The following is a 15,027-nucleotide window of genomic DNA, read 5'->3' on the forward strand; positions in this document are numbered from 1 at the left end:
GATAAAATGCTGTTAAATATAAAAGCAAAATTTTTATTAAGCGCAGGAGTTATTGCATCTGCAGCGGCTGTATGGCATTTACTTTGTATATGGGGTGGCACTAGTTGGTTTATATTTGCTCGCGCCCCAATACAAATAATAGAATCATCACAGCAAGGTACATTCCTTGCGCCTTTAGGTAGTATTGCAATAGCTGGACTCATGTTTGCCTGTACTGCATTTGCCTTATCAGCAATTGGCTTAGTGCGTAACATAGTACTTACTAGAACCGCTTTAATTGCTATTGCAACCTTGTGTATCATACGAAGCTTAATAATTATCCCTGCATTAATACGAGCCGATACGTGGAATATTATAGCGAGCAGTGTTTGGCTTTATGTAGGTGTATGCTTTTTAGTGGGTGCAATAACGTTCCACAATTTAAAGCCGAACACTGATAGTTGAGTGACGCTTAAACTCACGTCACTTTATTAACTAACTCTCTTACAATTGCGAATAAATCACTGGGTAGCATTCCCCTTTGCCCGTCTCGCTCACTTGCAATATCACCGGCTTTAGCATGCAGTGTTACACCATAACGTGCTGCTTCATCAATAGTTAAACCTTGGGCAAGCAATGCACCAATAATACCAGTAAGTACATCGCCACTGCCGCCAACGGCCAATGCCGGGTTGCCATCTTCACATACCCACGTGTGCTGGGCATTATCTATTAATGTTCCTGCGCCTTTTAATACACAAGTCGCGTTATAGCGTTTAGCGCAAAGGCGGGCATAATTAAAGCGGTCTGATTCTATGTCGCTGGTGCTAACACTTAGCAGTCGCGAAGCTTCGCCGGGATGTGGAGTAAGTACGCATTGCTCTAACGTGTATGATGAAGCTTTCTTAGCCAGTAAATTAAGGGCATCTGCATCTATAACCAATGGCATTTTATTGTTTTGGCAATATTGCATTACTTCATCGAATGTTTGTTGTGCCCACTCGTCTTGCCCAAGCCCTGGGCCAATAACAACGCAGCTTGCCCACTCTAGCGCTTGATGTAAGTTATTACTGCTTACCATAAGTTCTGGTCTGCCAATACTAATAGGCGTTATTGAGCTTTCGTGTGTATACACTCTTACCATGCCAGCACCCGTTCTAAGAGCTGCTTCACTACTTAACCTAATTGCACCTGCAGTACCTTGATTGCCACCAACACATAAAAGTTTACCGTGGCTTCCTTTGTGACTATTGATTGCCCGCGTGGCTATTCCTTTAAAGCTATTGATATTAACAAGGGTTCCTGAAGATTGAGCGATACAAGTAAACGCATCGCCAATTGCTAAATCATCAAATACTAACTTACCGCTATATTGTTTACCTGCCGTCGTTGCGAGCCCTTGCTTAATGCCCACAAAAGTAACGGTTGAAGTCGCTTGTACTGCACATCCTAAAGGCTGCCCTGTATTCGCCTCAATACCTGACGGTATATCAATGCTTATTACGGGCTTATCACTGTTATTTACAGCTTTTATTATATTCGCAAAATTATCGCGCACTGCGTTTTTAAGGCCAGTACCAAGGAGCGCATCAATAACGATATCGCACCTATTAAGAGTGTCTTTTGTAAAATGAGAAACCACCCCACCCGCTTCAATCCATAACTGCTGCGCTTTTGCTGCATCACCGGTTAATACTTTATTAGGCTCAGCTGCGCATACTGTTACCTCTTTACCTGATTGCATAATAAGCCTAGCTACAATGTAACCGTCTCCAGCGTTGTTACCATGGCCAACAATAACTAATGTATGCTGTGCATCAAATAACTGCCATTGCTTATATACAGCCTCGCCTGCACGCTGCATTAGGGTAAATAAATCACAATGACTATTTTTAGCCGCTAAAGCTTCATTGTCTCTTACTTGTTGTGCGGTAAATAAAGTTTTATTGAGCATAAAAGCTCCTTTACTAGGTGATACTTCACCTTATCAAATACTTATATCTAACGGCTAGTTCCATTGATAATTTTAAACTGCAATTTTATTTAAAATCTAACTTAGCAAAATACTCCCAAGCCAATTTGGACATGACCAACATGAGCACGACTAACTTGAGCAAGGTGAGCTAATTAAAGTACAATGCAGTTAATTAAAGGCTTGGCTTACTTGTAACCCAAGCCTGTTTATTTTTAGGTAGAGAAAAACATGGCACAAACTCGCGGTAACTTATTTATTTTGTCAGCCCCTTCTGGTGCTGGTAAATCAAGCTTAATCAATGCGTTATTAAAAAAACACGCTGACATGAAAGTATCTGTATCACATACAACTCGCGCCCCTCGCCCAGGTGAAGAAAATGGCGTGCATTATCACTTTGTATCTACAGACGAATTTAAAGCGCTTATTGCCAAAGATGACTTTTTTGAATGGGCTCAAGTGTTTGATAATTACTACGGCACATCAAAGCAGGCTATTGAGTCGCAACTTGATGCGGGTATTGATGTGTTTTTAGATATTGATTGGCAAGGCGCTCAGCAAGTGCGCAAAATTATGCCAAGCGTACAAACTATTTTTATCCTACCTCCTTCAAAAGAAGAGTTAGAACAACGCTTAAATAACCGTGGCCAAGATTCGGCTGAGGTTATTGCCTCTCGTATGGCAAAAGCACAATCTGAAACATCACATTATAATGAATACGACTTTGTAATTGTTAATGATGACTTTGAGGACGCACTTGCCGACATAGAAATGATTGTAATGGCTCAGCGCTTAACACTAAAAGCGCAAGAAGATCGTCATCAAGTTTTACTAAATAGTCTGCTTAAATAATTTAAGCCTACTTAAATTAGGCTTAGGCAAGTAAAACTGATAAAAATTGAACACTGGCTATTGGCGAAAGTGGCTCCTTGGAGTAAACTACGTCTTTGCTTTTAAATTATTTTTGGAGTGCTGTGATGGCCCGCGTAACAGTTGAAGATGCAGTAGATGCAGTTGGTAATCGTTTTGACTTAATTTTAGTTGCGGCTCGTCGTGCCCGCCAAATTGCTGTTGGTGGTAAAACTCCACTAGTAGACCCTGAAAACGATAAGCCAACGGTAGTTGCTTTACGTGAAATTGAATTAGGTTTAGTTGATAGCGCTTCAATGGACTTAATTGACCGTGAAGAACAACAACACCAAGAAGCAGCAGAATTAGCTGCTGTTGCTGCCATTGTTGGTGGCAACCAATAATCGACCTCCCGGTCTGATTTAGCCAACGGCGCAGTATTTCTACTATAGCCGTTGGCAATCCTTTCATTTCATCGTATATTCGTAGCTTACCTAATTTGCTTCACTAGGGCCTTTTTATCTTTCGAGGTTAAATTTGCAGCAGTATGCTTGGTATTTAGGCAAGGCAGAGCCTATGTAGTGTGGTTATTTCCCATAAGTAGGCGATAACGCAGCATAAATGCAAAACATGCGCTGCCCAAAGGGTTCTGCCTAGGGGCAATTTACTCTTTGTTGCTCGATTTTTACTTAGCCCGCTAGGCTAAAAACCTCGCGCCGCGATTAAATCGCCCCTAGATTGAACAAATTTTAATCCTGAAAGGTCAACAGGCCCTAGAACATTGGAGTGTGAATGTATCTTTTTGAAGGTCTTAAAAAGAAAATTTCAGAATACTTGCCCGCTGCTGATGTAGAGCTGGTTCAAAAATCTTACGTGGTAGCCCGAGAGGCCCATGAAGGACAAACTCGCTCAAGTGGCGAACCTTACATAACTCATCCAGTAGAAGTAACCCAAATTCTTGCAGGCATGCATCTTGACCATGAAACGCTCATGGCCGCGCTAATGCATGATGTAATTGAAGATACTGATTTTAGCCAACAAGATTTAGCCGAAATTTTTGGCGAAACTGTGGCAGAACTCGTTGAAGGTGTAAGTAAGCTCGATAAGCTCAGCTTTAAAGATAAAAAAGAATTCCAAGCTGAAAACTACCGCAAAATGATTATGGCAATGACTCAGGATATTCGAGTTATTTTAATCAAGCTTGCTGATAGAACGCACAATATGCGTACTTTAGGGGCACTGCGCCCAGATAAGCGCCGCAGAATAGCACGTGAAACGCTTGAGATTTACGCGCCAATAGCAAACCGCTTAGGTATTCACGATATTAAAAATGAGCTTGAAGACTTAGGTTTTCAAGCTTTATATCCTATGCGTCATCGCGCACTTAAATCTGAAGTAGCTAAAGCACGTGGTAATCGCAAAGAAGTTATCACTAATATCCAACATGAAATAGAAGCACGTCTTGAAGAATCAGGCATTAAAGCGACTGTGTCAGGCCGTGAGAAACATTTATATAGTATTTATAAAAAAATGCTTAATAAAGAACTGCTATTTAACGAAGTTATGGATATTTACGCGTTTAGAATTGCAGTTGATTCTATGGATACGTGTTATCGCGTATTAGGTGTGGCTCATAGTCTTTATAAGCCTATAGAAACACGCTTTAAAGATTATATTGCTGTACCAAAAACTAATGGTTACCAATCGCTTCATACTTCATTAGTTGGCCCACACGGAATACCTGTTGAGATTCAGATTCGTACTCACGATATGGATCAGATGGCCGACAAAGGTGTAGCGGCGCACTGGATGTATAAAAAATCAGGTGATGGTGCAGGTAATACTTCGCAGCAACGTGCTCGCCAATGGATGCAAAGCTTATTAGAACTTCAGCAAAGTGCGGGTTCATCGTTTGAATTTATTGAAAACGTAAAAACTGAGCTATTCCCAGAAGAAATTTACGTATTTACACCTGATGGTCGTATTGTTGAGCTACCAATGGGCGCTACCGCAGTCGATTTTGCGTATGCTGTTCATACTGATGTAGGCAACACTTGTGTAGGCGCTCGCGTTAATCGCAAGCCACATCCTTTAAGTAGGCCATTAGATACAGGGCAAACCATAGAGATAATAACAAGCTCAGGTGCCCACCCTAATGCAACATGGCTAAACTTTATTGTTACTGGTAAAGCACGCTTAGGTGTTCGTAATTACCTTAGAAGCCAGCATCATGAAGAGGCTATGCTTTTAGGGCGTCGTTTACTTGATTCGGCATTAGGCGAAAACAAACTAGATAGCATTGCTGATGAAAATATAGCGAGAGTACTTGAAGAGCACGAACTAACTACGCTTCTTGAATTACTTGTAGAAATTGGCTCTGGTAACTTAATGAGTATGTTAATTGCCAAGCGCTTATTGCAAAATGACAATGACGATTTAACTGATATAACAAGCCAAGCTAAAGCGACCATTATTGGTACTGAAGGCATGTTAGTGAATTACTCTAAGTGTTGCCGACCTGTACCAGGCGATGCCATTACGGCTCATATAAGCCAAGGTAAGGGCCTGACCGTTCACCGCCAAGAATGTAAAAATATTCGTGGTTGGGAAAATGAGCGCTCTAAATACTTAGTTGTAAAATGGGACGATAACCCAGAAAAAGAATATATTGCAGCTCTGAGAGTTGAAATTATTAACCATCAAGGCGCGTTAGCTAAGCTAACCAATGTTGTCGCTACAACCCAAGCCAATATTGTCGAAATTGCCACCGATGAAAAAGAAAGTAATTTATACGTGATAGATTTAGGGGTTACCGTTAAAAACCGTATCCACGTTGCTAACATTATGCGCCGCATTCGCGTTATGCCTGATGTACAAAAAGTCTATCGTAAAAAATAAAATAGGAAACACATGAATAAAGCATTTATCTCTACCGACAAAGCACCTGCAGCTATTGGCACTTATAGCCAAGCAGTTAAAGTAGGTACCGCTGTTTATTTATCTGGTCAAATTCCATTAGTTCCAGAAACGATGGAAATGATTTCAGAAGATTTTAGCGAGCAAACGCATCAAGTATTTAAAAATATTGCTGCGGTATGTGAAGAAGCAGGCGGAAAAATTCACGATTTAGTTAAAATCAATATTTACCTAACTGATCTATCTAACTTCGCCACTGTAAATGAAGTGATGAGCCAATACTTTAAACAACCTTACCCAGCTAGAGCTGCATTAGGTGTTCGTGCACTACCAAAAGGTGCACAAGTTGAAATAGACGGAATAATGGAATTACCTTCTACCAATTAAGTATTACAGGCTATAGAGCTTCTCTATAGCCTTTATTCTCCTCTAAGCACTTCGTTTTATCTGACTTCTTGACTCAAATGTAAATTTCTAGCAATCTGTAGTTGTGTTTTAAAAAACAAACTTAACTTAAGTAGTAAAAAAGGATTAACTCGTGTTTAAGCTTGCCAACAATGGAAATGTTTTACTTGATGTAAAAGAACATATTCCTCCCAGCGCTGCATTTATTTTAGAGGCTCTCGAAAAGTCAGCTTTTTGCGACTGTAAAATAGATCATGACGCTATTAATGATTTTTTTAAAAACGAAAACACACAACAAACTCTCGTTGTAGCAACAAAACACAATGCCACTTTAAATGTAACAATTAGCGACGATAAAATGCTGGCCATTGGCGAGCTAACGCTTGCCCAAGGTGGAAAGTTATTAAGCTTAGAAGATGCAAAAAAACAACTCGTTAAAGCAGGTATTGTGCGTGGGTATAAACAAGCTTTTTTAGAACAGCTGCTACAAAAACAATCTGAACACTCTGCAGGATCTGTCGTTAAGGGGATATTAGCTAAAGGTAGGCTCCCAAGCGATGGTTTAGCCACTAAACTAATAACAACCGTAGAGACTTTAAAAGACCGTTTAAAAGCGCCCAAGCTCAAAGAAGATGGCAGTGTGGATATGCGCGACTTTGGCAAGCTTGCAAGCGTAGAACCTGGCTCTGTGCTTATTCGCCAGCAACCTGCAACTCCCGGTAAAGAAGGCTTTACCGTAATAGGTGACATACTGCCCGCAAAACCCGGAGAAAATAAACAATTAGTCGCCGGCGAAGGGACTGAAATATCAAAAATGAATCCGCTTGAGTTAGTCTCTACTATTGCTGGTGTTCCGGTTGAAATTAATAATGGTATGCGTGTCGACGATATTTTTACCATTTCAGATGTAAATGTAAAAAGCGGCCATATTGATTTTCAAGGCAGTGTTATTGTTACTCGCAATATAGACCCAGGGATGAAAGTAACTGCCAAAGGCGATATTACTATATTTGGCACGGTTGAATCTGGCGAGCTTACTGCAGGAGGAAACATCACGGTTAAACAAGGCATTATTGGCCATCAAAAAATGGATAGTAAGTCACTTTCTTGCAAGCTAATTGCGCTAGGTGATATTCATGTATCTCACTCGCAGTATTGCTACCTCGATGCAAATAATATTTTTATTGATCGCCAAACAAGCCATTGTGTAATAAAAGCTAAGCGCTTACTGCAAGTAGGCCAATCCGACTTACCTAAGGGTAAAATATTTGGTGGTGAAATACTTGATGCAACAACTCTCATTGCTGGCGAAATAGGGAATGAATCAGGCGCTAAAATGATTATTAACCTAGCGACTTCTGGCGCTGAAATAACAGCGGATACTGATAATTGCTTTAAAGACTTAGCTAAAACAGATGCACAATTAGATACGCTGCAAGCAGCGCTAGAAAAAACTGATTTAGTGAAGGATGCCGAAAAGAAGAAAATATTAATTACTAAAATTGGAGCTACTCAGAAACATTACTGTGAGCAAGCAGAACTATTAGAAAAACGTCTTTCAAACTTAGATCATGACTTACACGATTTACTTAGCGACGCTAATTTAACGGTGAATTCTGTTTTGCATTCAGGCGTAGAGATTCATATTTTTGATAAAGTACTTAAAACAATCCGCAATTACCCTCCGTGCAACGTTAAACTTTTAAATAATAAAATTGAAATAGAGTTTAAAACACACTAAAAAATTGAGTGCTCTATTGAGCACTCAAATTAACTCACTTTTTTACAATTTAAAGTAAGCCACTTACCGTATCATAAGTTTGACTTGGCCATACACCCACTTGTACTTGGCCAATATGCTGCTTTTGCAGCAATAGCATAGCCAAGCGAGACTGCCCTACTCCACCGCCAATCGTTTGCGGAAATTTACTTTGTAGTAGCGCTTTATGCCAATCAAACTCTAAGCGGTCTTCATCTCCAGTTGTACTTAACTGCGCTTTTAAAACCTCAGGGCTTACACGTATGCCCATTGATGATATTTCAAATGCATCTTCAAGTACTGGGTTCCATACTAAAATGTCACCATTTAAACCCATGTATTGATCGCATGTTGGCGTAGACCAATCATCGTAATCTGGGGCTCTTACATCATGAATTTTGCCATCTCCAAGCGCGCCACCAATACCAATTAAAAATACAGCACCATATTCTTGTGCAATGGCTTTTTCGCGTTGCTTAGCACTAAAGTCAGGATACATTTTACGTAGCTCTTCACTGTGCACAAACTTAATATCGTCCGGTAAAAAAGGCGTCAAACCATAAGACTCACTTACAAAAGCTTCCGTCTCTTTTATCCCTTTATAAATAGATTGAACAGTTTGCTTTAGTGTTGCCAGCGAACGCTCTGTCGTTTCGCTAATTACTTTTTCCCAATCCCACTGATCAACATATACAGAATGAATAGGGCTTAATGAATATTCGTCTGGGCGCAAAGCTTTCATTTGAGTGTAAATACCCTCACCAACACCAAAGCCATAAGTAGCCAGTGTTTTACGTTTCCACTTAGCCAGTGAATGCACCACTTCGTAGCGGCTATCTGTAATCGCTTTCACATTTACAGCAACTGCGTTTTCATGGCCGCTTAAGTTATCTTGCGTGCCGTCGCCAACCTTAGCCAAAATTGGGGCTTGAACCTCAACCAGCCCAAGTTGGGTTTCTAGTTGTTGTGAAAAAAATTGCTTAACTTTACTTATTTGCTGCTGTTGCTGCACATAGTGTGAACTCATAATAATTGGCCTCATTCCCAGTTATTGTTACTTGCTTAATTGATAAAAAGCGCTCTAACTAGCGCCATTAATGAAGTTAATGTAACGATTTAAAGGATTAATTCAATATCCCATAACAAAAATAGCTTTAATATATAAAAATCATTAATTAAGTGGTATAAAAACCATATATTCGATAATTTTATGACAAATATATAATGGAAAATTATTTAATCGATAATCTCGATAAACAGATACTTCATGCGTTAATGGCAAATGCCCGTACTGCGTACGCCGAATTAGCAAAAAGATTTAATGTAAGCGCTGGGACAATTCACGTAAGAATTGAAAAAATGAAGCAAGCTGGGATCATTACAGGCACCCAATTAACGATTAATACTAAACAGCTAGGCTACGATGTGTGTTGCTTTATAGGTATTAATTTAAATAACGCACGTGATTACCCACAAACACTTATAAAGCTAGAAGCATTGGAGGAAGTGGTAGAGGCTTATTACACAACAGGTAACTACAGTATATTTATAAAGGTAATGACAAAGTCCATTGATCACTTACAAGATGTGCTGATTAATAAAATACAGGCAATAGAAGCCATACAATCAACAGAAACACTTATTTCTCTACAAAATCCAATTAGCCGTACGGTAATGCCTTAACTGCAAAAATCTCGTATAATTGCCGAAAAAAGAGGATAACCATGCAGCAAACTCGCTATCAAAGAATCGAAGACGTACTTTCGCGCCGTCAAACAGACCTAACAGTGTGTTTAGAAGACGTGCACAAACACCATAACTTATCTGCAATAGTACGAAGTGCTGATGCGGTTGGTTGCCATCACGTACATGCTGTATGGCCTGAAAAGCAAAAATGGCTAACAAATAATACCTCAGGTGGCAGTAAAAACTGGCTAGAGACGCACTTACATAGAAATATTGATGATGCCGTTACTGCAATGCGTGAACGCAATCCAGAAATACAAATATTAGCGACTCATCTATCAGAAGATGCCGTTGATTTTAGAGAAGTAGATTACACCAAGCCAACGGCTATTATTGTTGGACAAGAAAAAACAGGGATATCAGAAAAAGCCCTAGAATATGCCGATCAAAATATTATTATTCCAATGCAAGGCATGGTGCAATCACTAAATGTTTCGGTTGCTGCTGCGCTAATATTGTTTGAAGCACAGCGCCAACGCGAGCTGGCTGGTTTATATAATAGAGATATGCTGAGCGCCGAAGTTAAACATCCACTTTACTTTGAAGGCTGCCACCCTATTATCGCAAGGCAATGTAAACAAAAAAAATTACCTTATCCTGCACTTGATGAAAACGGCGAAATAGTCGCTGACGAGCAATTTTGGCAAGCTTTAAAACATACTTGATGGACTAAAGCTCTGTAAGTACACTTAGCCTACTCACAAATAATAAGATTGATACACTTTGTCTAAACCTAGCTTAAATCAATACCCAATTACAGAGCTCAAAGGGGTCGGCCCAAAAATGGCTGAGCGTTTGTTAAAGCTAGGTATTTTAACTGTGCAAGATATGCTTTTTCATTTGCCACTTCGCTATGAAGATCGCACTCGCTTATACGCGATTAATGAACTGGCATTGCATAGCCATGTGAGTGTTGAAGCAACAATTGAAACAAGCCAAATTACGTTTGGTAAAAGGCGCATGCTTGTTTGCCAAATCAATGATGGTACTGGCAGGCTAACATTACGATTTTTTAATTTTACCGCCGCACAAAAAAACGCATTTAGTGCTGGTAAAATAATACGTTGTTTTGGTGAAGTGCGCCGTGGCCGTGTTGGCTTTGAAATGAGTCATCCTGAATACAGCATCAGCGATACTTCCAACGAGCAGCCGGTAGCGACCACATTAACACCCGTTTATTCAACAACCGAAGGTTTAAAGCAGCTATCGATTAGAGCTTTAAGCGAACAGGCTATTGATTTACTACATAAATACTCAGTGGAAGAACTACTGCCTTCACAGTGGCAGCCATCAAATATGCCGCTAAGTGACGCCTTATTATTACTGCACCGCCCACCAAATGATGTTGATGTAACTGCATTAGAGCAAGGTACTCACCCTGCTCAACAGCGCCTGGTATTTGAGGAGCTACTTGCTCAAAATCTCAGTTTATTAAAAGTACGAGAGCAAGGGCAACAAGTTAAAGCCGTAGCATTAAATCCGGTAAATACATTAGAAAGCCAATTTTTAGAACAACTTCCTTTTGCACCCACAAATGCACAAAGCCGCGTAGTTGCTGAAATTAAAGGTGATATGCAACACGCATATCCCATGATGCGTTTAGTACAAGGCGATGTAGGTTCAGGTAAAACCCTAGTAGCAGCACTGAGTGCACTAACCGCTATTGCGCAGGGCTTTCAAGTAGCTTTAATGGCGCCAACAGAGATTTTATCAGAGCAACATGGTGTTAATTTTACAACGTGGTTTAATCAACTAGGTATAACAGTTGCTTGGCTTGGCGGTAAAACAAAGGGTAAAGAGCGCGTAGCAACACTTGAAAAAATAGCCTCTGGTGAGGCGCAAATGATTGTAGGTACTCACGCTTTATTTCAAGATGAAGTAAAGTTTAATAACTTAGTGCTTATTGTTATTGATGAACAACATCGCTTTGGTGTCCACCAGCGTTTATCACTGCGTGAAAAAGGTAAATTTGGTGATTGTTACCCTCATCAACTCGTTATGACCGCAACACCTATTCCACGTACGCTCGCGATGACAGCCTATGCCGACTTAGAAACCTCGGTCATTGATGAGCTACCACCTGGGCGTACGCCCATCACAACAGTAGCACTTCCAGATACTCGCAGAGACGATATTATTGCCCGCGTTAAATTAGCGTGTAACGAGCAAGGCCGCCAAGTTTACTGGGTGTGTACTCTTATTGATGAATCTGAAGTACTGCAATGCCAAGCAGCGGAGGACAGCGCACTGCAGTTAAAAGAAGCATTACCAGAGCTAAACGTAGGTTTAGTACATGGGCGAATGAAATCAGCTGAAAAACAAGCCATTATGAGCGAGTTTAAAGCAGGCAATATACATGTTTTAGTTGCCACTACGGTTATTGAAGTTGGTGTAGATGTCCCTAATGCGAGCTTAATCATTATAGAAAACCCTGAGCGCTTAGGCTTAGCACAGCTGCATCAGTTACGTGGGCGAGTTGGCCGTGGCGCTACTGCATCGCATTGCGTGCTTTTATACCACGCACCACTGTCTCATACTGCTCAAAAGCGATTAGGTGTACTACGCGATAGTAACGATGGTTTTGTGATAGCAGAGCGCGATTTAGAAATTCGTGGCCCTGGTGAAGTACTCGGTACAAAACAAACAGGGTTAGCCGAGTTTAAAATTGCAGATCTTACCCGCGATAAGCACATACTTAATCAAGTAAGACCGATTGCACAGCAAATGCTTAAGCAACACCCAGAGGTTGTTGACCCACTAATTCAACGTTGGTTGGGTAACAAGCAAAATTACGCGCAAGCGTAACCACTCTATTTTCGATACTTTTGAGTTTACTAAGTTAATTTACTAAATTAGCTTACTAAGGATATAAAAAAGCCAGCTCTAAACAATATAGAGCTGACTACTGATATCTAAACTGAGCTAAGCTAAGCAGTATAAAAGCGATTAGCGCCTTTTACTGCTCTTAGTTAAATTTAAGCTTTGTTAAGCTCAAATATAAGCGATGTTTGCGGGAATGATATTGGCATTTGTAAACCAAACTGCATTAGCGCTTCACCTGTAAATGTTTGACCATTTACCGCAGCAATAGAAGATGGGCGATACTCTTCAAATTTTACCGGCCACACTAAATTAAGTGTGTACTGCGCATCGGCATCTAGGCCAACAAAACGAAGCTTATTAGGCGCTGTACGCGGTGTTTCGCGAACGCTGTTATAGGCAAATAACGCTTTTGTTTTTTGCTCATCGATTAAACCAAAGTTAATTGATAAATCGTCGCTATCTAGGCGGTATAAATCGGCAGCATGAATAAACTCCCGATGCTCTTTGTGAAGTGCTATTGCCGCTTTAAGTGCATTGTATTCGTGATCGGTCAGCTCACGTGGGTCCATTTCAATGCCCATGTGGCCAAACATTGATACCGCAGCACGCATTTCAATACTTACATTACGCCCTGTAATATGACAATCACGCGGGCCTACATGTGCACCCATAACCGACGATGGAAAGAAGAACGAACATCCACGCTGTATTTCAAGGCGATCAAGCGCATCGTTTGAATCTGACGTCCATACACGGTCTGTGTGTGCAAGTACGCCGTAATCTACACGTGCACCACCTGACGAACAGCTTTCTATTTCAAGACCAGGATGCGCCGCTTTAATACGATTAATTAAACGATAAAGTGCTAATGTTTGCTGATGCACAGCAGGCTTACCGTCAAAATTACCCGCATGGTTAATGTCGCGGTTCATGTCCCATTTAATGTACTTAATGGTTGGGTATTCAACTAAAATATCGTCGATGGCTTTGTACAGGTACTCAACAACCTCAGAGCGTGTTAAATCAAGTACTAGCTGATTTCTAAAGCTTAACTGCTCGTTATTTTCTGAGCCTAAAACCCAATCAGGGTGAGCACGGTATAAATCGCTATCTGGGTTTACCATTTCTGGCTCAAACCAAATACCAAACTCCATACCTAAGCTGTTTACATGATCAATTACTGGCGATAAGCCATCTGGGTAGATTTTATAATCTACTGTCCAATCACCTAAGCCTGCGTTGTCGCCACGGCGGCCTTTAAACCAGCCATCATCAAGTACAAAACGTTCAATACCTAGCGGGGCCACTTTGTCGGCTAGTTGCTTAAGCGTATCTACGTCGTGATCAAAGTAAATGCCTTCCCATGTGTTGTAATGCACAGGGCGCGTTTTTTCACGTTGCGCTTGGCTAAGTAAATTAGCTTTAACAAAACGATGAAAATTACGAGAAAGCGCACTAAAACCTTCACTCGAAAACGAGCCATAAATACTCGGGCTTTGATACGTTTGACCTTTAGCAAGCGTAAGCTCACCAGGAAGTAATAGCTCACCCATTTGTACATAACGACGACCTTCAGCTAAAAGCTCTGCGCGTAGTTTATTGTTGCCGCTCCAACCTAAATGAAAGCCGTAACATTCGCCGTGCTGCTCGCCTGCATTTTCGTTATGCACTAATAAACCAGGGAATACATCGTGTGATGTTTTGCCTTTACGGTTTTCACGAACAAAACTGCCTAAGACTAAATCAACCGATTGACGTTGAAATTCATTTGACCAACGACCTTCAAAGCTCACTATTTTGCTTACGCTATCTGGCAGCTGGAATGTTGGCGCCGCGCAAAAGTTAACACTTAATGGCGAATCGCCTAAATTAGTTAATACGGTATGCGCGCTCAATACGTCAGTGTTTTTATCAAGCGTGATGCTGTGCACTACTTCAATACCACGAAGTTTATCTACACTTACAAATTCAAGTGTTGCAGCTGAAGGCTCACGTACTTCTTGAAGTTGTGGCCCTACTGACCATGCGATTGAATCATTTACTAGCTCAAGCCCTGGCGCACCAGTAAAGCCCTCGCCTAATAACGGAGATAGAGAAATAGGCGCTTCTTCAACCACGGCACATTTTACTTCTTGGCGGGTAGCAAGCTGAGTTAGCATTGTTTCTGTTGTTTGCTCAGATAGGCGTTTACCAAAGTACAGTAACGCCGGTGTTTTGCTCTGGCAGTCGAAAATAACGGTGCTGTTTACACTGTCTAATCGATAAAATGATTTAGTGTCGGCCATGATTTTCCTATCCTCTTGTTCATTGTGTGAGTTATAAATATAACGAAAGTAACTTAGTGATACTAAGTATTAATGTGTCTCTCGTTCTTTGAGGCACAATCTATCAGATGGTGACATTCAATAATAATAGTATATATCATATAAATTGGATTTTGATAGTCTTTACATCGCAAATAGTTAGATAAACTCACTGGAAGTACCACTGTAGCAAAAAGCTATAAACCAACCTTAACTTTAAAGTGCTGTTACTAATTTCTTATACATATAAAAAAATCGGCCAGAGTTGTCCCATG

12 protein-coding genes are annotated in these 15,027 nt (G+C 40.6%); 9 read left to right on the top strand and 3 right to left on the bottom strand.

Annotation, left to right across the window (positions count from 1 at the left end; translation table 11 throughout):
- The first annotated feature begins 6 nt into the window (after nucleotides 1–6).
- Nucleotides 7–444: a hypothetical protein gene (locus I6F48_RS10705; protein WP_007580023.1), complete on the top strand. Its 438-nt coding sequence runs from the start codon at nucleotides 7–9 to the stop codon at nucleotides 442–444.
- Nucleotides 445–457: 13 nt separating this feature from the next.
- Here the strand turns inward: I6F48_RS10705 and I6F48_RS10710 are convergent, their stop codons facing one another.
- Nucleotides 458–1,933, bottom strand: a complete 1,476-nt coding sequence (locus I6F48_RS10710) for an NAD(P)H-hydrate dehydratase (protein ID WP_197119388.1) — start codon at nucleotides 1,931–1,933, stop codon at nucleotides 458–460.
- Between the two features lie 249 nt (nucleotides 1,934–2,182).
- On the opposite strand from I6F48_RS10710, the gene gmk reads away from it, so the two are divergent.
- The 5 genes from gmk to I6F48_RS10735 all read left to right on the top strand — a co-directional run bounded on the left by gmk (nucleotide 2,183) and on the right by I6F48_RS10735 (nucleotide 7,862).
- Complete coding sequence (gene gmk / locus I6F48_RS10715) at nucleotides 2,183–2,803, top strand: guanylate kinase (protein WP_024593430.1); 621 nt, start codon at nucleotides 2,183–2,185, stop codon at nucleotides 2,801–2,803.
- A 125-nt stretch (nucleotides 2,804–2,928) separates the two neighbouring features.
- Nucleotides 2,929–3,204 (top strand): DNA-directed RNA polymerase subunit omega, encoded by a 276-nt coding sequence (gene rpoZ, locus I6F48_RS10720; protein ID WP_007378835.1) that lies wholly within the window; start codon nucleotides 2,929–2,931, stop codon nucleotides 3,202–3,204.
- 388 nt (nucleotides 3,205–3,592) lie between these two features.
- Nucleotides 3,593–5,698: a bifunctional GTP diphosphokinase/guanosine-3',5'-bis pyrophosphate 3'-pyrophosphohydrolase gene (gene spoT / locus I6F48_RS10725; protein ID WP_007580016.1), complete on the top strand. Its 2,106-nt coding sequence runs from the start codon at nucleotides 3,593–3,595 to the stop codon at nucleotides 5,696–5,698.
- A gap of 12 nt (nucleotides 5,699–5,710) precedes the next feature.
- The gene (locus I6F48_RS10730) at nucleotides 5,711–6,103 is read left to right on the top strand and encodes a RidA family protein (protein ID WP_007580015.1); all 393 of its coding nucleotides are present in this window, start codon (nucleotides 5,711–5,713) and stop codon (nucleotides 6,101–6,103) included.
- A gap of 151 nt (nucleotides 6,104–6,254) precedes the next feature.
- Entirely contained in the window at nucleotides 6,255–7,862 is a 1,608-nt protein-coding gene (locus I6F48_RS10735; RefSeq protein WP_197119389.1) for a DUF342 domain-containing protein, read from the top strand.
- 49 nt (nucleotides 7,863–7,911) lie between these two features.
- Here the strand turns inward: I6F48_RS10735 and asnA are convergent, their stop codons facing one another.
- Entirely contained in the window at nucleotides 7,912–8,907 is a 996-nt protein-coding gene (asnA, locus tag I6F48_RS10740; RefSeq protein ID WP_197119390.1) for an aspartate--ammonia ligase, read from the bottom strand.
- A gap of 197 nt (nucleotides 8,908–9,104) precedes the next feature.
- On the opposite strand from asnA, the gene asnC reads away from it, so the two are divergent.
- From asnC to recG, 3 genes are read left to right on the top strand one after another with little or no spacing between them, the layout of a single operon-like run.
- Nucleotides 9,105–9,563 (top strand): transcriptional regulator AsnC, encoded by a 459-nt coding sequence (asnC, locus tag I6F48_RS10745; protein WP_002958822.1) that lies wholly within the window; start codon nucleotides 9,105–9,107, stop codon nucleotides 9,561–9,563.
- Between the two features lie 41 nt (nucleotides 9,564–9,604).
- On the top strand, nucleotides 9,605–10,291 hold the full coding sequence (trmH, locus tag I6F48_RS10750) for a tRNA (guanosine(18)-2'-O)-methyltransferase TrmH (protein ID WP_007580009.1): 687 nt from the start codon (nucleotides 9,605–9,607) through the stop codon (nucleotides 10,289–10,291).
- A 58-nt stretch (nucleotides 10,292–10,349) separates the two neighbouring features.
- Nucleotides 10,350–12,431: an ATP-dependent DNA helicase RecG gene (gene recG / locus I6F48_RS10755; protein WP_101163262.1), complete on the top strand. Its 2,082-nt coding sequence runs from the start codon at nucleotides 10,350–10,352 to the stop codon at nucleotides 12,429–12,431.
- Nucleotides 12,432–12,601: 170 nt separating this feature from the next.
- On the opposite strand, the gene I6F48_RS10760 is transcribed toward recG, so the two are convergent.
- Nucleotides 12,602–14,734 carry an alpha-galactosidase gene (locus I6F48_RS10760; RefSeq protein ID WP_197119391.1) on the bottom strand — a complete coding sequence of 711 codons (2,133 nt, stop codon included), beginning with the start codon at nucleotides 14,732–14,734 and terminating at the stop codon, nucleotides 12,602–12,604.
- Between the last annotated feature and the right edge of the window lie 293 nt (nucleotides 14,735–15,027).

The organism is Pseudoalteromonas sp. SWYJ118, from assembly GCF_015864505.1.
Taxonomy (GTDB): Bacteria; Pseudomonadota; Gammaproteobacteria; order Enterobacterales; family Alteromonadaceae; genus Pseudoalteromonas; species Pseudoalteromonas arctica.

What these genes read in the sequence shown, in the direction of transcription:
- I6F48_RS10705 (WP_007580023.1), top strand. Translation starts at nt 7, where the DNA reads ATGCTGTTAAATATAAAAGCAAAATTTTTATTAAGCGCAGGAGTTATT.
- asnC (WP_002958822.1), top strand. Translation starts at nt 9,105, where the DNA reads ATGGAAAATTATTTAATCGATAATCTCGATAAACAGATACTTCATGCG.
- trmH (WP_007580009.1), top strand. Translation starts at nt 9,605, where the DNA reads ATGCAGCAAACTCGCTATCAAAGAATCGAAGACGTACTTTCGCGCCGT.
- I6F48_RS10760 (WP_197119391.1), bottom strand. Translation starts at nt 14,734, where the DNA reads ATGGCCGACACTAAATCATTTTATCGATTAGACAGTGTAAACAGCACC.
- gmk (WP_024593430.1), top strand. Translation starts at nt 2,183, where the DNA reads ATGGCACAAACTCGCGGTAACTTATTTATTTTGTCAGCCCCTTCTGGT.
- rpoZ (WP_007378835.1), top strand. Translation starts at nt 2,929, where the DNA reads ATGGCCCGCGTAACAGTTGAAGATGCAGTAGATGCAGTTGGTAATCGT.
- I6F48_RS10730 (WP_007580015.1), top strand. Translation starts at nt 5,711, where the DNA reads ATGAATAAAGCATTTATCTCTACCGACAAAGCACCTGCAGCTATTGGC.
- I6F48_RS10710 (WP_197119388.1), bottom strand. Translation starts at nt 1,933, where the DNA reads ATGCTCAATAAAACTTTATTTACCGCACAACAAGTAAGAGACAATGAA.
- asnA (WP_197119390.1), bottom strand. Translation starts at nt 8,907, where the DNA reads ATGAGTTCACACTATGTGCAGCAACAGCAGCAAATAAGTAAAGTTAAG.
- spoT (WP_007580016.1), top strand. Translation starts at nt 3,593, where the DNA reads ATGTATCTTTTTGAAGGTCTTAAAAAGAAAATTTCAGAATACTTGCCC.